The sequence below is a fragment of the Halorussus limi genome (genome assembly GCF_023238205.1).
Lineage (GTDB): Archaea > Halobacteriota > Halobacteria > Halobacteriales > Haladaptataceae > Halorussus > Halorussus limi.
In genome coordinates this window covers 1-17,832 of sequence record NZ_CP096663.1, presented here as the reverse complement: position 1 = coordinate 17,832, position 17,832 = coordinate 1, and the positions used below count along the sequence as shown (strand labels likewise).

The following is a 17,832-nucleotide window of genomic DNA, read 5'->3' as shown; positions in this document are numbered from 1 at the left end:
TCAAAACCGATGGCACAAGCTACGGACCGACTTCGGCGGTATCTCGATGATGAACTCGGGGAGTGTCGCAACGAGGATGTCGAGCGCCGCCTCGACGAACTCAGCACTCTCGAAGCCGCAATCGGGACAGCGCAAGTGGATGCTGAACTCGATGTGCTCTCGGCACTCTCCAACGACACGAGGTATACACTCGTCCGCGTCCTCGTCGCTGCGCGGGAGGAACTCTGCGTCTGTGAACTGAATGCGGTCGTCGACGTGACCGAAAGCGGCCTCAGCCACGCGCTCTCGAAGCTCGTCGATGCAGGACTAGCTGAGAGCCGAAAGGACGGCCGATGGAAGAAGTACCGTGCAACGAACCGGGCTGTCGCGCTTGTCACCGTCCTCGAGGGGAGCGTGAACGCCGATGAGTAACGCCGACGCCCACGATCACGGCCCGAACTGCGACTGTGAGAGCTGTGGCGACCCGCGGTCAATGGACTTCCTCGATAAGTACCTCACCGTCTGGATTCTCGGTGCGATGGTCGTCGGTGTGGGACTCGGATTCGTCGCCCCGTCGGTGACCCAACCCATTCAGGACTTCCACCTCGTCGAAATCGGGCTCATCGCGATGATGTATCCGCCGCTGGCGAAGGCCGATTACTCGCAACTTCGCGCGGTATTCAGTAACTGGCGCGTCCTCGGGTTGAGCCTCGTTCAGAACTGGTTGATTGGGCCGACGCTTATGTTCGGGCTCGCCGTGGTCTTCTTCAGCGGACTGGTTCCCGGCCTGCCCGCTCGCCCCGAGTTCTTCCTCGGCCTCGTGTTCATCGGGATGGCCCGCTGTATCGCCATGGTGCTCGTTTGGAACGAACTTGCAGAGGGATCGACTGAGTACGTTACCGGGCTGGTCGCGTTCAACAGCCTCTTCCAGATCATCACGTATGGGGTGTACGTCTGGTTCTTTGGGCTGTTCCTCCCGCCACTACTCGGGATGGAGACACTCGTCGCGGGCATCCAGACGTTCAACGTGACGCCGATGCAGGTGTTCCAAGCGATCGTTGTCTTCCTCGGCATCCCGTTCGTCGGCGGGTTCCTCACGCGATATATCGGCACGCGAACTAAGGGCGAGGAGTGGTACGACGAGACGTTGGTCCCGAAGATCGACCCGCTTACGCTCGTCGCGCTCCTCTTTACGGTCATCGTGATGTTCGCCACGCAGGGCGAGAACATCGTCGCCTCGCCGGGTGACGTGCTCCTGATCGCCGTTCCGTTGACGATCTACTTCGTCGTGATGTTCCTCGTGAGCTTCGGGATGGGCAAGGGCATCGGCGCGGACTACTCGACGACGACGGCCATCGGGTTCACCGCCGCCTCGAACAACTTCGAACTCGCAATCGCGGTCGCCGTTGCGGTGTTCGGCGTCGGCTCCGGCGTCGCGTTCACGACCGTCGTCGGCCCGCTCATCGAAGTACCCGTCCTGCTTGCGCTGGTCAACGTCGCACTGTACTTCCAGCGAAAGTTCGACTGGAGTAGCGACGGAGCAGCGAATCTTGACGTAACCGCACGCGAAACGACGACTGACGACTAATTCAAACCATGTCCATAGATACTGACGCAACCGACCCGATTCGCATCGCCTTCATGTGTGTCCAGAACGCCGGGCGCTCCCAGATGTCCACCGCGTTCGCCGAGCGCGAGCGGGATCGCCGGGGACTCGGCGACGACGTCGAGATTCTGACCGGCGGCACCCATCCAGCCGACCACGTCCACGATGAAGTCATTGAGGTAATGGACGAAGTAGGGTTCGACCTCTCCGATCGAACACCGCGAGAGATCTCCTTGGAAGAGTTGCAGTCTTGCGACTACGTTGCCACGATGGGCTGTTCGACCCTTGACGTTGGCGAGGTGGGAGAAGATGTAGATATCCACGACTGGGCTCTGGACGATCCTGATGGAGAGGATCTTGACCGAGTGCGTGAGATTCGTAATGAAATTGAACAGCGTGTCACTGCTCTGTTCGACGAGTTCAGCGATGCACCCTGAACGGAGACACCGCTGACAGAACTGCTGTCTCTATCTACTATATTGATCAATCCACAGAGAGTCCACTTCTCGGTGCAGAATCGGAAATTCGTATTCTACCCAGAGACCGATTCGGTGAAACACCAAATCAGTAGGGCTGCGTATCTTGTAGCCCAATTCGAAGTGGGTTAGCGGTACGCGTCGAACTCCTTGCCAAAAAGTAGGAAGTAGCCAGTTCCGACGAGACCAATGACAGAGGCGACCGTGAAGGCGATCTCGGGACTGACGAAATCCCAGAGATAGCCACCGAGGACAGCACTGGGGATAACCACCGTGTTCCGGAGCAGGTAGTATGTGCCCGTAACGCGGCCGCCGGTATCCTGCTCAGCGGGCCCGACGATTAGTGCCTTATGCGAGGGCAGGCCAGCGAAACGGAGTCCCGAGAACGCAAACACAAGGATCAACGCAAGTGCACTCTCCGGGGTGTTGATGAGCACAATCGGGAAAATAGCGTAGACAGCGAACCCAAGTGCGACGACGGGCTTGAGTCCCACATACTCGGCTGCCTTGGCGGCGGAAGCCATCACGAGCAGTGCGACTAGCATCTCGACGCCCAGCAGGTAGCCGAAGAATGCCTCGGGTGAAAGATCGAGCGCGTACGTAAACCCGCCGACACCTACAGTCGTTTCGAGGCCCACGCTAAGGAACCGAGTGATTACGAGGACGAAGAATACGTAGACCATGCCGTTGGCGAACCGGACGAGGGTCGCCGACGAGTAGCGGACGGAGTTCTTCGGGCATGTCCCGGAGGTCCCGCCGGATCTGGTCGAGACCCTCGAAGGAGTCCCCGATGGTGTCTGAACTGGAGTCGTAGAGGATGTGCTGCACGATGGTACCGACGGCCCCGAATACGACCGCGACCCCGAGAACGTATTGGAAGCTGACGGTGAAGTCGGGGTGGAAGCCGATGAGGACGGCGGCCAGCACCGGACCGATCAGGAACGCGGTCCGGCGGAAGGTCTCGGTGCTGGCGAAGCCCGCGGCCAGCCGCGACGGGTCGGTCGCTTGCTTGACGACCGCGAAGGTCGCGCCGAGACCGAACGACTTCCACGCTTGTGCGAGGAACAGTCCGACGAGGATCCAGATCCAAGGCTGGATAGCAACGCCCGCGAGTTCGATCGTCCCGATGGTGGGTGCAAGCAACCAGAACCCGAAACCTGCTGTCGAGAGCAGACCGAAGATAGTGAGCGCGTACCGCGACCCAATGCGGTCGGATACCGCCCCGCCAGGGTACGGGTAGACGGCCGAGATGATGTTCCCGACCGTTCCAAACAGTCCGACGACGAAGCCAGACGCACCGAGTGCGACGATGTACTCGGGCAGGTACCGGCTGGTCATCTGGAAGCCCAGACTGAACGCGAACATCGCCAACGAGAGCACCAGTACGTCCCGTTCGAGCGCGAAGAACTGACGGAACGTATCCAGGGGTGTCGTCTCTTCCGCTTCGACCGAGACTCGTTCTTGACTCATTGGTACTGATTCAATAGTTACTCGTTCGACAGCCCGATTCGATCAAAGAAATCTTCGACGAGACGCCGGGTCTCGTCACGCTGAGCCCGAACTCCCTCAATATCGTCTATACCGACTGACCCGTGGACTTCGACGTCGGCTTCCTTTGCAGCGTCTCGAGCCTCAAGATCATCCGTAAGAAGGACAGCGTTTCGATTGATTGCGAGGTAGAAGCGGAGCAGTTCGCGTTCGCAGACTGATTATCCGTCGGCAACTCCGTTATGCTGCTGATGGATTTCTCTCAAATCCAGTATCACGACTCCGTCGGTTATTCAGTGGTCTGTCGGTCTTTCTCTCGGCAGGTGGCGACGAACTCTTCTACGACAGATTTGAATTCCTCGATATCCACTTTCGAGGCAAACGTTTTGAAGTTCACAGCCGTTGCTCCTTGAGGAATTCCCCGAAGTGTCTGGAAGTTTCTCTCGTATTCGTGGTAGTCCTCCGCGGCCCACGGCACTGCATCGAGGTCCGAATCGTGGTCCATCGGCATCCTCGCGGGCCAGACTTGCACTTCCCTGTTGATACTCGCAGTGAAAACACTGGGATCTCCGTGATAGTCCCCCAAGTGTGCATCAACCTTGCATTGGAAGTTGGCGTTCTTGGCCTCGCCTATAGTGACATCGTCTCCGATTTCTCTCGCAAACTCGTAGAGTTCCTTGAAGGAATTAGCCGTTCTACTAGAGATTTCACCAGTGTCCTGTTTGAGATCGAGATCAGTTAGCAACTCTTCCTCCGACTCAACGTATTCGGGGCCCGTTCGAGACATCAGTCTAACTTGAAATCCGCCCTATCCTTAAGTACCTACTCTATTATGATTCCCAGCCAGTAGTTCTTCTCTCCTGTGTTCAAATCCCATCGTCTCCTTGTTGACCGAAGATGCAGAGCTACCGGGCGAGCCGTCGCTCGGTGACTCGGATGGTCCGGCCACAGACGAGGTGGCCGGATAACGGAGTGGCCGGACTCAACCATACCCCGAGAGGGACGTATCTCTAGCCCAGACTAGCTCGGTCGGCACCGAACTGGATCCGTCACGACGTGTAGACCACCCTCAACGGTGGATCCTCGTGGCGGTGACACCGTACGCTTACTCGTACGTCTCTCAGTTCCAGCGGTAGATACGGAGGGGGTGGGCTGGGAGAGTGACCGCCAACAGCGTCTGTGGCCGGGGCGGAACGTCCCCGAGGAGGGTTGTACTGGTGTATGGTGCTGTTCTCGGGGAGTCTGTTGAAATCCTCGGCAAATGAGGGGCCAACGTGCTGAATACAGCGGATGTGAGGAGGACTATGGCTGGACGGTTGACGAACAAATCCTCCTGAGTAATCAACGAGATTCCATCATCGACTACGCATGCAACTCACTAGGGCTTCGTGTTGTCGCAGTACAGTAGCTTTGAGATTTATAGTGAATACAACTAGTGAAGTGGTTGGGGCTACCTAGCGGAAGCCGGGAGCGGAATCGACAGCCGGTAAATAAAGATGGCGCAAGTTAAGGGAAAAGAGTCGGAGATCGAGTTCAGGCGGTTCGCGGTTGCAGACTGATTGCTCAGGGTTTCTCGGCTTGCATCAGCTTCTCGGCAACGACATCGGGCAGGTAGACGTCGTCTCGGTAGGCCTCGACGCCAGCGTCGAACGCCGTTTGCGAGATGCCACACTGCTCGAACGTCTCAATGACGAACCGCGTCCCCCACTTGGTCGCGACATCTCTTTCCTTGGCTGTCTCAACGAGTTTCTTATCGTTGGTCACCAGCACATCTGAGTGCCGTTCGGCCAGCGCTAGACACGTCTTGTCGGCCTCGCTGAGCGCTCCGGGAACGCCGGTCTCGGGGAGCTCAGTCATTGACTGGACCGTCAGCCATTCCGGGGTGCTGTCAACGTCGCGACCCGGTAGGAACTCGGCCGTCTAGATGCGTTCCGGTACTCGAAGTTTGTTCTCCGGTGAGTAGAACGCCAGCGAATCGAACCAGCCAGCGCTGTAGAAGGAGCTGAGAATCACGTTGTCCAGTACGAACGGCATGCTCACTCGGAGTCGAAGACCTCCGTTCCCTCGAACAACTCACTCGGGTCGTCAGGACCGTACCGCGGCCGGATGCCGTGGTCGGCCAACAACTCCTCGAACTCCTCAACGCGGACGTCCGCGAGTTCTGCGCCACGGCTCACCGAGATGTCCAACTTCTCGTAGGCGAGGACCGCGCCTTCGTGCTTGACCCCTTCGCCGATGGCGTCGATGGATCGCTCCGGCGGGTATACACCGGGATCCTCACCGCTAGCTTCAGCCAGACAGTAGTCCGCAAAGGCGATGTCCAAGAGCATATCGTCGGTCACGCGGTTCTGCTCGCCCCCACCGATGAGGACGACGCGACTCATGAGGGCGTGCCAGCAGACAAACAGGCTGTCGGTGTCGGTCGAGCGGTCGAGACGCCGCTCCAGTTCATGCTGCACGTCAAGGACCTTATCGAAGTACAGCCCGAGAATCAACGCCTCACGCTCCTGGTTCCGGCCCTCAAGGAGTTGCTCTAGTGCTTGCTCGCGCATCTCGGTCAGGGGCCGCTCGACGATGCCCATCAACTTGCCGAGGACCTTCGCCCCGCCTAAATCGCCGATCAACCACGCAGCCCGGTTCACGAAGGACTGCTTGTCCCCGTCGCCGAAACCATAGGTCTCGCCGACCTCCTCTGGGGACATTCGGAAGCGTTCTTTAGCTGGCTTGTCCACGACCTCCTTGGCTGTCGCGACGAAGCTCGGGAGGTCAAAGACGTCGGCGGCACTCTCAAGAAGGGAGAGAACGGACCGATACTCAGTCGAGAGTCGCTCGAACGGTCCCTGACCGGACTCGAAGTTCTTCTCGGTTGCCGCCATACGGATCTCTACGATAAATAGTGCGCCCGTCCGTTAAGTCTCTAATGGTGATTGTGACCTCCCGTGAAGATTTCACTCCGGATAGGCGTGGTTTACCCCTCTAGTACCCTCCTTCATTTGTCGAACAATGGTTGTGGTTGCTCGAGCAGCGATGTTCTCATTCGCTTCGCTTACGAGAAGCGGTGAGATGAACGCGTTCGTCTCACCGAGCGAACACGGAGCAGTGGGTGGGGAGGCAGGCGATGGGTGAGTTCATATTAGATCGTCTTTCCGCAACTCTATATAAGAGCGGGTGATCTCGCTCTTATGTAGAACTGCGGAACGCCCCCATAACAAGGCAGTCGATGATGATATCGACGGATGCGCCGGCAAGGTTTAGCGACCGAATAAGGCCGAACGTGTGAGCGGCCTGTTCCAAGCCCTGCTTGGACAGGCCGCGGAACTTCCGCAGCCACGGTTGAACAAGCGAAAAGAGGCACTCAGCCTGGTTAATGTGGACGCCGTCGGGGGATACGTATCTCTCTTTGTGTACGACTGTTCGGTGGTCACGCTCCATCTCTCTGTAGGCTTGGAGTCCGTCTGTCCAAACCTCTCCTAGTGGCTGGGAGAGGTCTTCAGCCTCCTGAATCACTGGTTCCAGATCACCGCTGAAGTCGATGCCGAGCTGGCCGCGGATCACGCGAAGCGAGTCGCGGCACGCCGCGACGAGCGTCAGCTGATCACCGTGGCGGCCCCGCCAGCGTGAGCGGCCAGTTTGGGACGAACCGCCGCGAGAACGACTGCTTCGCGGCGGCTCTTGTCCCTTGTAGCCCGAGCAGACTGTGCCAGATTCGTCGACTTGCGTCGGTCCAGCGATGGTCTGGTCGAGGAGGCCCCAGACGACGGGGAAGCCGCGATGGATCGCGGCTTCCGCCTCCCGAATCGCCGTGTGAACGGTTTTGTAGGCTCGCCCGAGGAAGGGCGCGATCTGGTTGATACTGAGCAATGTATCGGCGTAGAGCGTGAATGCGAGAAGTACCTCGCCGCAGGTGAGGTGCTTCTCATGAAATGGCGTTCCGTAGGTGTAGACCGGCTTGAAGTTGCAGTCACGGCACCACACGCGGTCGAGATGCGACCACGTTTGAACGGAGCTGTGCCCGCACCGTGGACAGGACGTATTCTCCCAGAATTCCTTGAGTCGCCGCTCGATGGCCGCATCGAGCGGCTCGGTGTCGATCTCGACGATGCCCAACTCGATCAGCTCTCGAAACATCGCGCCGAACGCCGGCTGAGCAGAAGACATACTCCCAGATTATGGCTGGCTCAGTGTAACTACAGGGTCTTTCCGTAGTTCTACATAAGAGCGTCGAGGATTAACCAACACAGAACCGTATCTCTTTCTGGTGTTGGTTAACGGAGTGGCAGCGAGCAGTTTGTATACATCTGAGAGGCCAACGTGATTCTCATGCCCAGTACAGACGCACTCAACGATGCATCAACCGACCACGAACGGTTTGAAGCGGAACTCGTCGCACAGAATCAAGATACCGCCCGCGTCGCAGTAGCGGATATTGACCACGGGAGGGCCCCATTCCCTCGTCAATGACCTGGTCGACGACGATGTCGTCATTCCTATCCCCAACGAACGGGTTCTTGTCCACGAACCAAGCGACAAAGCATTCCACGAACCAAGCGACAAAGCATTCGACTCAGTTCTCCAACTCGCGGTCTTTCATCGAGGCTAGACTGCTGCTCGCGACACCGACGCGAGAGGACAGTGATGCAACATACGCTCTTTGGCTGTGCCTTCTGCGACGCCCCGCCTGGCACCGAGACTGGCGAGGCGCATACCTGGGGCCAGGACGAGCGGGTCACCCACCCGATCTGCGTCGGCTGTGCCATTTAGACGGAGCCGGATCCCGATGAGCGCGATCACCACGCCTGCGACAGCTGTGGCCTCGTCGTCGACACGAGCGCGGCGCTGACGCGGTTCCGAGTGGAACTCGGCCACCTAGAAGGCCCACTCCAACTCTGCGCCCGGTGTAGTCCCGGTGGGCCAGCTACCTACTGGACGCGCGACCTCGAGGAGCATCTCGTGGACGGGTGACGCTTGGCCGAGTGAGGCTCACATCGTACACACGAAAACGGCTAAGTGCGTCTCACAATGTACACATCATGAGCACCGATAAGAAGCGCGTGCAGTTTCGGGCCCCCACCGGCTCATCGATCGGGCCGACGCACTTGCCGCAGTCCTCGGGGAAGACCGAACAGACGTCCTCGTGACCGCGCTTCGCGAGTACATCCACGACCTCGCCGAAGACGCTCGCCAAATCCAGCCAGCAGATCCACACGAAGAGTAATTCTGTTGTCTGTTGCACAGAGCTGTGTAACCATAGGATATACGAAGTGTGCGGTGAGAAGGAACTCAAGATCATTCTCGCACTTGACCCAGGAGATTCCATCTCCGGCGTCGCGCGGAAGATCGACGAAAACCGGGAGACGATTCGGAGCGTCGTGAATCGCCTCGAGGAGGCGGGATACGTCGCGTACGACGATGGGCTCCATCTCGTCGATCAGACGCTCCGAGACGCCGGTCTCGAGTTCCTGACGCCGTCAGCAAACATCTCGCCGCCATCCATAACGGAGGCGTACGTCCTCCCGCAGTTCGCGGGAATGGAGTATGCATACACTGGCATCGATGCGGTCTACGTCTGGACCGGCGGTGGCTACCATGTCGCTCGCGACCCAGAGGACTATCCGCTGTTCATCGCCGTCCACGAGCCCGACCTCGATGTCTGGACGGCGTTCTTCGATCGATTCGGAATCCCGACTGCGGAAGAACGCCTGCCCGCTGACGACTTCGATGGTTCGATACAGGTGGTCCTCGAGCCGGAGGCACAGATCGAGGCCGAGATGGTCGACGGACGGCCCGTTATTTCTCTCCAAGAAACCGTAGCGTTCGCAAACGAGCACTACGCGCACTTCCAGTCAGCACTCGACATGCTTGGCCGCATGTACGACAGCGTCGACACTGACGCGAACTACCGTCCAAACTTACTTGGAGTTATGACAAGAAATTTCTTCGACCAGGAGTGGCCTAGCCGCGGTTTATTATCGCCTTGAGAAAGCGGAGGCAAACAAAAATGAGCGACTCGTCGAATCAGACGATCTCACACCGGAGCAGCGTCTCGAACCGCCAAATCCCCGACTCATCAACGCTGGTATCGCGACGATTCACGACATGGCGACGTTCCGAGCCTGCGTCGCCTACGAGAACGCGAATTAGCAGCGCATCCAGATCCTCCGTCGACTTGAACAGCGGGCCAGCGAAATCCGCACACAGGACGACTAACGGTACATTCGGGGATGTCTGTCGGAGCCTTAGTAGATGAAGGATCGAATGATTGACCCACCGTATTAGGGATTAGAATATTATAGTTCAGACTATTATAGTCTGGTTCCTAACTTCGGAGCACATATGTATCTCCCGCCACGACCTGGAGGTATGGACCAGTTCGTCAATCGTATCGATGAACTCGATCGGTTGCAGACCCTCTATGAGAGTGACGCTGCAGAACTCGCAATTATCTATGGGCGCCGCCAGATCGGCAAAAGCGAACTCGTCCGCCAATCGATTGCTGATCGCGACGATGCCGTGTACTATCAGGCAGTCCAAGGAACAGCGACGACACAGCTCAGGCGATTTGTCGAGGCAGCAGCGTCGACCTATCCAGACATCACGGCCGTCAAAGAGGAGTGGGAACCGCTCTTAACGTACCTTACCGACAGAGACGCCGTCATCGTCATCGACGAATTTCCGTACCTCATCGAATCGAACGAGGGACTTCCCTCGGTCATTCAACATCTGTGGGATACAGCTATCGACGAGAGTCAGGCGACGCTCGTACTCACAGGCTCTGCAATCGGCATGATCCATACCCACGTCCTCGATGGCGGTGCGCCACTCTACGGACGGGTATCCCAGACACCGAATGGCCGCCTCGAACTCACCCAGCTGCCGTTTCGCTCCATCCAAGAGTTTGTGCCGACGTACGATCCCGAAGAACGGGTGTTCGTCTATGGCGTCTTCGGCGGCACACCCCGATATCTCAGCCCGCTCGATCCATCACAGAGCCTCGGAGAGAACATCACGCGGCTGCTGTGCGACCCGGATGGCCCACTCCACGACGAGCCCGAAACCGTCCTCCAGATGGAGCTCAACGAGGTGAACACGTATTTTTCGGTTCTGGAGTCGATGGCCAGCGGGAACCGCAGTCGAAACGAGATCGCTCAGGGGGCCGGCATCGAGAGCACCAACACGTCGTACTACTTCGACCGGCTGGAAACCCTCCAGATCATCGAGAAACATCATCCGGCACTCGCCGATCCGGCGCGCAGCAAGCGGACTCGATACAGGATTCGAGATCCCGTATTCCGGTTTTACTTCCGGTATCTCTACGGCCGCGGGGGACAGTACGAACTCTACGGCGAGAACGCCTACGCGGATCTCATCGAACCGGAATTGCCCGACTTCGTCAGCGAAACGTTCGAATCGCTCTGTCACCAGGCCGTGCCGGCGCTCTATGCAGACTACCAGCTCACACAGGTACCAAGCCAGTGGTGGTACAAAGGCCAGGAAGTAGATGTCGTCGCACCAACTGATGAGTCAACGCTGATCGCTGGCGAAGCGAAATTTACCAACACCCCCCTCGGCTATGACGTGCTCGCGGACCTCGAAGACGACGTGGAGCAAATCGATTGGACACCCACCGGAGGTGGTGAGCAGACGTATGAATTCGCCTTGTTCAGCCGCTCTGGGTTCAAACGCTCCGTCGAGGAAGCTGCAGACGAGCGTGATGATCTCCGGCTATTCGATCTCTCCGATATCGTTGCCATTCTCGAGAGTGGAACCACCGATTAACGTCGGAGGGTAACAGCTGGGGATAGTTTTTCTCCCCCAGGAGGGGGTGCGGGGCGAGTTCCCGCGTTGATTCATTATGGCACTCACTGCGAGTACGACCAGCAACGCAGCTAGCGAAATTGCAGCTGCTCGGCAGGCTGACCACGTGGCGTTCCTCCATCGAGTTCCGTTCGCATATGACGCGCGCCGACTCGGCTTTCTTACAGGCTTTCGCGAGGACTGTACCTACCAACAGCAGCAGTTCAAAGCGTTAGAGTTGCCTGTCGGAATGCTCGATAACGATTTTCGAAATCCAGACCTTGATCGGTACGTCGAATGCTTTTTCGAGTACGAACCGCAGGTCGGCGTGATCGGTGACGCCTACGACGTTGACGAGGTCGATGAATACGTTACTGCCGCGCACGAAATCCAAGGAAGCTACCCCGGTGCAGATCTCGTGATCGTTCCGAAGTGCCGTGCCGCGATTCGCGCGGTCCCCGATGACCTCGTTGTCGGGTACTCGCGAGGCTACGCTGATCGACTCGCCCACGAATTCTCTGACCCTGTGGATTGGCGTGGCCGTCGCGTCCATATTCTCGGTGGGAGCCCACCCAAGCAACTCAGCGTGATCGACCAGCTTACTCGCCCGACGCTGACGGGCGACCCACCGGCCGATATCGTCGGCCTCGACTGGAACGGTGTCCACCGCGGGGCGCAGTTCGGCGAGTTCTGGACGCCAGACGGGTGGGACGACAGCGGTCGCGACGCCGATCATGTAACTGTTCGCAAGACCGTGCGCCACGGCCTTGCTCGGGTTCGTGAGTTCTGGCAGGCGCAGGGCGTCTGGCCCGAGGCGACACCCCCGGAGGACGAGCCCGAAATCGCGTATCAGGGTCCGTCACCGGGCGATATCGAGAGTGCGGCGTGTACCGAGTGTGGCACAAACGTGTGGACGACCGAGCGCGGTCCCTACGTCGCAGAGTACGACACGGGGGACATCTGTGGCTACTGCAGCTACGACTGCTACTTCTCGCACCGGCACCGGAATCACCTCGAAGAACTTGCTGGTGAGCAGAGCGTCTACCTCCCACCGGCCTGACGCCACGAGTGTTTTTTTGCGCCCCGAGGGGTGCGACGCGTCCTAATCTGACGCAGTCGCCGTGAACACGATTTACTGAAATCATGGCTACGACCAGTGATTCGTCGGTCTCGTTCGAGGAGACCGATGCCCGACGTGATGAGATGCACAGTACCATCGAAGCGTGGATCGACGACCTCGTTGACCACGTTGACGATGCGCAGGAAAGCGAGGAGTTCCAAGAATGGTTGGACGTCCAGAGTCGGTTCCACGGCTACTCGTATCGGAACACACTCCTGATTAAGCGCCAGTATCCTGAGGCGACGAAGGTCGCAGGCTACAACACGTGGCGGAATAAGTTCGACCGGCACGTTCAGGAAGGCGAACAGGCCATCTGGATCTGGGCCCCAATCATCACCAAGCAGTGCCCGGAATGCGAGAATTCGCCCAACTACCACGAACAAAGTGACTGTGAATACGACGAGACATCGCCAGACGAGTGGGCGAAAGGGCTTGTCGGCTTCAAGCCAACTGCAGTCTTCGATGTGTCCCAGACCGAAGGTGAACCGCTTCCCGAGTTGGAGACCGAGGCGGTTGGCGACGCCGACGACATTGTACCTGCACTCAAGGATGCGGCCGCTGATATCGGCGTGACAGTTCGTGTTGTCGATACAGACGCGTGGGAGCATGGCGACGCAAAGGGCGTCTGCAGATATCGGAGTAAGCGTAATCTCCAACCAGTCGTCGAGGCGAAAGCCCGCTCGAATCAGGCCGACCTCGCCGTGACGCTCATCCATGAGTATACCCATGCGATCCTCCATGCAGACGTTACTGACGAGACTGAGCGGGCGAAACGTGAGGTCGAAGCAGAAGCTGTCGCGTACATCGTTGGTCGGTACTGCGGTCTTGACACTAGTGGGTCGGCGTTCTACCTCGCTGCATGGCGGGACGATGACTCGGGAGTAGTTCAGGAGCGCCTCGGTCGAATCAGTTCGACCGCTCAGGAAATCATCACGGCCATCAAGGATTGAACTTTACTGATTCTGTATTAACCAACAAAACTATGGATTGGCGGTTCGAGTTGGTTAAGATAAGAGCGGCCGATGTCCTACGAACCACCGACCCCACCGTCAAGCCTCCCAACGGATCTGGTCAACACGCTCAACGAGTACACTCCGGAGCGACTACATGACGTTGCAACGTACGCCGAAGAACTGGCCGAACACAAAGAACGTGAGGCGCGTCTCCAGGAAGAGGGGGACCGAGACAAGGTGGAGGAACGACCAGATGACTTACCGGACGATGTCCCCGCAAAAGCGACGATCACAATTAAGGAAATAAATGACAACCGCTACTACTACTGGCAGTGGCGAGATGGGGACAAAATAAGGTCTCAATACAAAGGTCCTGTCACTCCAGACGAGTAGAGCTACTTGTCGGCTAAGACGTGTTGATATATCGCTATAGTATTGACACCACAGATCTACGCCAGAGACTAGTTGTACCATCAGAGAACGACTTCCAGGGTTCTACGTGCTTACACTAGTATTGCCAATAGAACATCGAAATGGGGGATAAAGAAACGACGAACTATTCTGTACGGTCGACGTGTTCTCGGATAGAATCGTGGACGCCGACAAGGTCAATAACGTCGGATAGTGCGTCAACGACGACGGAGAGGTCTTGGGCGAGGTCGTGTTCACGATATTGACCTCCATCCAGTCCCTCGTTTTTCTTCTCGACGCTGACCAGGCCAAGCATTGCGAGGTCGTCCATTTGGTCGCGCATCCAGCGACTAGTGAACGAGTCGTCTTTCGCACGTTCGGAGAGGAGTTTGTACCGCTCGTAATGCTTGCGTGATCGGATCGGCGTTTCGCCTTCCGCGTGAAGTGTTGCGAGCGCGTAAAGCGCGATCTGTTCGTTCTCACTAAGGTCCATTATACCGCGGTGGACTTCCTCTCGTTCGAGCATCTTCCGGCCTTCTTTGACGTGTTTCTCGGTGACCGTATCAGGGTGGTCGTTGTTAGAACCTTGTTCGCGTTCCTCTCGAGCCTTATCTCCAGCTTTAAGTAGTAGATCGAGGGCTTTGCGAGCGTCGCCAGATTCCTGTGCCCCATATGCTGCACAGAGTGGGATAACGTCATCAGAGAGAGCTCCGTCTTGGAAGGCGACTTCGTGACGTTGATTGAGAACATCTTGGAGTTCATTCGCATCGTAGGTCGAGAACGAGATCTGCCGTTCACAGAGTGATGATCGGACTTTTGGAGAGAGTGAATCACGGAAGGTGAGGTCGTTGCTGATGCCAATGACGGCGATGCGGGCAGTCTCGATGTTGTCGTTTTCGCGAGCGCGGGAGAGTTGGTAGAGGATGGAGTCGTCGTTGAGGTGGTCTACTTCGTCGAGGACGATAATGTGGAGGCCACCGCGTTTGTCGAGTTCCTCCCAGAGCATGTCGTACACTTGGGACCGGGGATAGCCAGACTCGCTGATTTGTTCGTCGGCGGAACGGTAGTTGTTGACGAGCTCGACGCCGACGCGGTAGGAGGTGTTGAGTCCGTCGCAGTTGAGGAACTCGGTGTGGATTGAGACGTCGTGTCTGTCAGCATCGCTGGTAAGGCGGTCAAGAAGGAATTTAGTGCTGGCAGTTTTCCCGACACCGGCCTTACCGTAGAGGAAGATATTATCGGGTTGTTCACCGTTGATCGCGGGAAGGAGTGCAGCGTGGTACTCTTCAAGTTCGCTATCGCGGCCAACAAGGGTGTCAGGGGTGTAGTCGTCCAGTAACGCTTCACGGTTTTCGTATGGAAACGCTTGTGGACTAAATTCGTACGCGGTCATGAGCCGGTCGTTGCTGAGTACGTCTTACTCGGGAAGTATAAAATCATCGGACCACCCTTTCCAATGCTTCCAGTGCTACTCGTTCTTTAAATCACCCCCACACCCCACTGTTCCAGTGCTATCCCAAAAAGGTAAACCATCAAAATAACTGCCCTATTATAACCGATGGTTTTATTATAGGATGTGTTAAACGATACCCGTACTAGAACTCATCCAAATATAGAGAGCTTTCTTTGGCAGGTGATTGTACAAATCACGCCCGCTATCTTGTTCTTCCAGCAAAAAGCACTGGAACGCTGGGGTGTGGGTGTTCGCAAATGGACTACGGCACTAATCGACTCCTACGAAAGCACTGGAACGACGGGGTCTCCCCCTCATCACACGCGTAGCAAAACGAGACTGCGGGTTCTCCCCATCGACCATCTTCTTGCCATCCCCGGATAACAGAGAAAGCACTGGAACTATCGGGTGTCTCTCCGAACGAGTTCACAATTCGACGAATAGCACTGGAACAGCGGGGTATCCCTCGAATGAGCTAGTCTCTGATGATAGCACTGGAACAGTGGAGTAGTCTTGACCTCCGTTCTTGTTACTGAGAAGGACAAAGCACTGGAACAGCGGGGTGGTTCTCGACTCTACGTATCATCGCTCCATAGGCAGAGCACTGGAACAAGGGGGTCTGTATTCTTCACCGGCCGAATTCCGTAGACTAGCCTTGACGCTGCTTCTAACCCTGCCCTGACGGACAAAATCTTTCTTGATTACCATCGAAGAGCCATAGAATTGGTTCTCTGAATAACCGAATGACGTTGTTGCAGTGAGGGATGATATATTCCGTTAATCCGTGTTTCCTATCTTTGGAGAACGCGAAATCGATTTCTATGTTTTCTCGTCTTCGATATCGACGCCACGATCTTCGAGAATGACTTTAGCGAGTTCCTCGGGATTGTTCTTCGCCACTTGTATCGCGGCATCCTGAATCTCCCGTCCGGTCTCATTCCGGACGCCATGTTCACGAAGAAACGGCTTCGCCTCGAAATCGACCGCGTCCTCGAACTCTGTCACCGTCTCGTCGCGGACGTACCAGCTCTCTCGGAGGTCATCGGAGAAAGGGAACGCAGGCTCTACACGGGGGTCAGTCTTCTCTTCCGCCTCATTCTTCTCTTGTCCCTCTTCTTCCTCCTTTTCTTTGTCTTGACGACTATCGTCTCGCTCGGATGTCGCGTCCGTGTCTGCTGTCGCGTCCCTCTCGTCCGGTTCTGTTTCGTCGTCGGTGGCCGATTCACCGAGGTCGAAGCCGGTCATTGATAGATGCCTCCCCGCTCGATGATCTCTGCCAATGCCTCGAAGTGCTGGATTTGACTACACTCGGGGTCGTAAGTCGTCACTGGCTTACGCTCCTCGTAGGCATCGCCGAACGCGGCAGAGTGCCGAATCGGTATCTTCGGCGGATCTATCTCGCCTTCGTCGATTGCCGCCCACTCGTCTGCGGTGACTCGCGCAAACGGTGGGATATGGTTGTCGAGTACTTCGCCGACGTCTACGTCCTCGGGGAGCGTGCCAGTATCAGGGTCGACACCGTCGCGGCCAGCGAGCAGATAGGCGGCGAACTGCTCTTGGGTATTCATTGCCTCAAGGAGTCGGCGGTCTTTCGTCTGCTGGTCGATACGCGCCCGGAGGTCGTTAGGCACGACCGCCAAAATCTCGAAATCGATGTGCTGGCGGATTTCACCAACCAACTTCGTTGCAGTCTCGCGCATTCCATTCAAGGCCTCCGGAACTGGCTTCAAGGGCAGGATGGCGTTCGGCGCTGCAACGACTGCGTTGTTCACCAGTTTGTTCCGACTACCTGGAATATCGAACAAGATATATTCGTATTCGTCACTGAGCAGTGGATCGACGAGATCCTGTTTAAGCCGCATATCGCTCGCCATCACACTGTCACGGGCAAGGTCCTCGGTCACCGTTTCGAGATTCACGCTCGGGATGAAGTCGAACCCATAGCCGGGTTGCTTGATGATGTCCCCTGGGTTAGCGTCTTCGAGGAGGACATCGCCGAGGTCGAGGGTATCCTCGTCTTCGCGCGTGTAGTATCCGAGTCCGGTCGAAAGATGACCGGCCGGATCGAGGTCGGCGACAAGTACATCGTGGTTCCGTAGTTCGCCGAGGACACCGCCGAGAGTGTTTGCGAAAATGCTCTTTCCGAAGCCACCTTTGAGCATCGGGAGGCAGACTGCGCGTGGTTCACGTTCGGGGGAAATCTCCGTTTCTGACATTGTGTTTCACCATGAGGGAATTGTGGGAACTTCACGAACTGTACGAACTTTACGATTCGTACAATTCGTAGAGTTCGGGGGATTGCGAAGTTCGCTGTCGGTCAACTCAACTCAACCAGGGATAATAAAAGTTCTCGAGAAGCTCACGAACTTTACGAACTGTACGAATCTTAGGAGGTTTGAACCTTGTACGAACTGTGAGAATCCTAAAGTTCGCACGGATCTCTATTACTTGTTGGTCTGTAACTCGTAAAGTTCGTACGAACTCCTCGACTCGTACAGTTTCTACGATTCGTACAATTCGATATACCTCAGAAGATGGTTCACTTTCAATAT

General features: G+C 56.9%; 15 protein-coding genes and 4 pseudogenes. 11 read left to right on the top strand and 8 right to left on the bottom strand.

Going from position 1 to position 17,832, the window contains the following annotated elements; translation table 11 throughout:
• Window positions 1–9 precede the first annotated feature (9 nt).
• From M0R89_RS22655 to M0R89_RS22645, 3 genes are read left to right on the top strand one after another with little or no spacing between them, the layout of a single operon-like run.
• Window positions 10–411: an ArsR/SmtB family transcription factor gene (locus M0R89_RS22655; protein WP_248653201.1), complete on the top strand. Its 402-nt coding sequence runs from the start codon at window positions 10–12 to the stop codon at window positions 409–411.
• Window positions 404–1,567: an ACR3 family arsenite efflux transporter gene (arsB, locus tag M0R89_RS22650; protein WP_248653200.1), complete on the top strand. Its 1,164-nt coding sequence runs from the start codon at window positions 404–406 to the stop codon at window positions 1,565–1,567. Before M0R89_RS22655 ends, arsB begins: the two co-directional genes overlap by 8 nt.
• 8 nt (window positions 1,568–1,575) lie before the next feature.
• Complete coding sequence (locus M0R89_RS22645; RefSeq protein WP_248653199.1) at window positions 1,576–2,022, top strand: low molecular weight phosphatase family protein; 447 nt, start codon at window positions 1,576–1,578, stop codon at window positions 2,020–2,022.
• Window positions 2,023–2,189: 167 nt separating this feature from the next.
• Here the strand turns inward: M0R89_RS22645 and M0R89_RS22640 are convergent.
• The 5 genes and pseudogenes from M0R89_RS22640 to M0R89_RS22615 form a co-directional block, all read right to left on the bottom strand.
• Window positions 2,190–3,531, bottom strand: a pseudogene (locus tag M0R89_RS22640) (MFS transporter).
• Between the two features lie 307 nt (window positions 3,532–3,838).
• Window positions 3,839–4,336 carry a carbohydrate kinase family protein gene (locus M0R89_RS22630; RefSeq protein ID WP_248653198.1) on the bottom strand — a complete coding sequence of 166 codons (498 nt, stop codon included), beginning with the start codon at window positions 4,334–4,336 and terminating at the stop codon, window positions 3,839–3,841.
• Window positions 4,337–5,112: 776 nt separating this feature from the next.
• Window positions 5,113–5,406, bottom strand: a complete 294-nt coding sequence (locus M0R89_RS22625) for a PIN domain-containing protein (protein WP_248653197.1) — start codon at window positions 5,404–5,406, stop codon at window positions 5,113–5,115.
• Between the two features lie 179 nt (window positions 5,407–5,585).
• Window positions 5,586–6,425: a UPF0175 family protein gene (locus M0R89_RS22620; RefSeq protein WP_248653196.1), complete on the bottom strand. Its 840-nt coding sequence runs from the start codon at window positions 6,423–6,425 to the stop codon at window positions 5,586–5,588.
• A 304-nt stretch (window positions 6,426–6,729) separates the two neighbouring features.
• Window positions 6,730–7,707 carry an IS1595 family transposase gene (locus M0R89_RS22615; RefSeq protein ID WP_248652742.1) on the bottom strand — a complete coding sequence of 326 codons (978 nt, stop codon included), beginning with the start codon at window positions 7,705–7,707 and terminating at the stop codon, window positions 6,730–6,732.
• Window positions 7,708–7,869: 162 nt separating this feature from the next.
• Here M0R89_RS22615 and M0R89_RS22610 point away from each other — a divergent pair.
• The 8 genes and pseudogenes from M0R89_RS22610 to M0R89_RS22575 all read left to right on the top strand — a co-directional run bounded on the left by M0R89_RS22610 (window position 7,870) and on the right by M0R89_RS22575 (window position 13,809).
• A pseudogene (locus tag M0R89_RS22610) lies at window positions 7,870–8,149 on the top strand (DUF8069 family protein).
• A 35-nt stretch (window positions 8,150–8,184) separates the two neighbouring features.
• Window positions 8,185–8,511: pseudogene (locus tag M0R89_RS22605) on the top strand (DUF7558 family protein).
• A 290-nt stretch (window positions 8,512–8,801) separates the two neighbouring features.
• Entirely contained in the window at window positions 8,802–9,527 is a 726-nt protein-coding gene (locus M0R89_RS22600; RefSeq protein ID WP_248653265.1) for a helix-turn-helix domain-containing protein, read from the top strand.
• A gap of 43 nt (window positions 9,528–9,570) precedes the next feature.
• Window positions 9,571–9,756, top strand: a pseudogene (locus M0R89_RS23665) (DUF8129 domain-containing protein); the annotation flags it as partial.
• A gap of 153 nt (window positions 9,757–9,909) precedes the next feature.
• Window positions 9,910–11,325 (top strand): ATP-binding protein, encoded by a 1,416-nt coding sequence (locus M0R89_RS22590; protein WP_248653195.1) that lies wholly within the window; start codon window positions 9,910–9,912, stop codon window positions 11,323–11,325.
• Window positions 11,326–11,401: 76 nt separating this feature from the next.
• Window positions 11,402–12,403, top strand: a complete 1,002-nt coding sequence (locus M0R89_RS22585) for a DUF6610 family protein (protein WP_248653194.1) — start codon at window positions 11,402–11,404, stop codon at window positions 12,401–12,403.
• Between the two features lie 83 nt (window positions 12,404–12,486).
• A complete protein-coding gene (locus M0R89_RS22580; RefSeq protein WP_248653193.1) occupies window positions 12,487–13,413 on the top strand; it encodes a DUF955 domain-containing protein in 927 nt (308 codons plus the stop codon).
• Window positions 13,414–13,485: 72 nt separating this feature from the next.
• Window positions 13,486–13,809: a DUF6788 family protein gene (locus tag M0R89_RS22575; protein ID WP_248653192.1), complete on the top strand. Its 324-nt coding sequence runs from the start codon at window positions 13,486–13,488 to the stop codon at window positions 13,807–13,809.
• Window positions 13,810–13,972: 163 nt separating this feature from the next.
• Here the strand turns inward: M0R89_RS22575 and M0R89_RS22570 are convergent, their stop codons facing one another.
• From M0R89_RS22570 to M0R89_RS22560, 3 genes are all read right to left on the bottom strand, one after another.
• Window positions 13,973–15,220: an orc1/cdc6 family replication initiation protein gene (locus tag M0R89_RS22570; protein ID WP_248653191.1), complete on the bottom strand. Its 1,248-nt coding sequence runs from the start codon at window positions 15,218–15,220 to the stop codon at window positions 13,973–13,975.
• An 879-nt stretch (window positions 15,221–16,099) separates the two neighbouring features.
• The gene (locus M0R89_RS22565) at window positions 16,100–16,525 is read right to left on the bottom strand and encodes a DUF7970 domain-containing protein (protein WP_248653190.1); all 426 of its coding nucleotides are present in this window, start codon (window positions 16,523–16,525) and stop codon (window positions 16,100–16,102) included.
• A complete protein-coding gene (locus M0R89_RS22560) occupies window positions 16,522–17,496 on the bottom strand; it encodes a ParA family protein (protein ID WP_248653189.1) in 975 nt (324 codons plus the stop codon). The genes M0R89_RS22565 and M0R89_RS22560 overlap by 4 nt, the downstream gene beginning before the upstream one ends.
• Window positions 17,497–17,832: the final 336 nt, after the last annotated feature.

Bases quoted from the DNA above. Each gene is read 5' to 3' on its own strand.
- M0R89_RS22630 (WP_248653198.1), bottom strand. From the start codon at position 4,336: ATGTCTCGAACGGGCCCCGAATACGTTGAGTCGGAGGAAGAGTTGCTA.
- M0R89_RS22590 (WP_248653195.1), top strand. From the start codon at position 9,910: ATGGACCAGTTCGTCAATCGTATCGATGAACTCGATCGGTTGCAGACC.
- M0R89_RS22645 (WP_248653199.1), top strand. From the start codon at position 1,576: ATGTCCATAGATACTGACGCAACCGACCCGATTCGCATCGCCTTCATG.
- M0R89_RS22625 (WP_248653197.1), bottom strand. From the start codon at position 5,406: ATGACTGAGCTCCCCGAGACCGGCGTTCCCGGAGCGCTCAGCGAGGCC.
- M0R89_RS22585 (WP_248653194.1), top strand. From the start codon at position 11,402: ATGGCACTCACTGCGAGTACGACCAGCAACGCAGCTAGCGAAATTGCA.
- M0R89_RS22575 (WP_248653192.1), top strand. From the start codon at position 13,486: ATGTCCTACGAACCACCGACCCCACCGTCAAGCCTCCCAACGGATCTG.
- M0R89_RS22580 (WP_248653193.1), top strand. From the start codon at position 12,487: ATGGCTACGACCAGTGATTCGTCGGTCTCGTTCGAGGAGACCGATGCC.
- M0R89_RS22565 (WP_248653190.1), bottom strand. From the start codon at position 16,525: ATGACCGGCTTCGACCTCGGTGAATCGGCCACCGACGACGAAACAGAA.
- arsB (WP_248653200.1), top strand. From the start codon at position 404: ATGAGTAACGCCGACGCCCACGATCACGGCCCGAACTGCGACTGTGAG.
- M0R89_RS22620 (WP_248653196.1), bottom strand. From the start codon at position 6,425: ATGGCGGCAACCGAGAAGAACTTCGAGTCCGGTCAGGGACCGTTCGAG.
- M0R89_RS22655 (WP_248653201.1), top strand. From the start codon at position 10: ATGGCACAAGCTACGGACCGACTTCGGCGGTATCTCGATGATGAACTC.
- M0R89_RS22615 (WP_248652742.1), bottom strand. From the start codon at position 7,707: ATGTCTTCTGCTCAGCCGGCGTTCGGCGCGATGTTTCGAGAGCTGATC.
- M0R89_RS22560 (WP_248653189.1), bottom strand. From the start codon at position 17,496: ATGTCAGAAACGGAGATTTCCCCCGAACGTGAACCACGCGCAGTCTGC.
- M0R89_RS22570 (WP_248653191.1), bottom strand. From the start codon at position 15,220: ATGACCGCGTACGAATTTAGTCCACAAGCGTTTCCATACGAAAACCGT.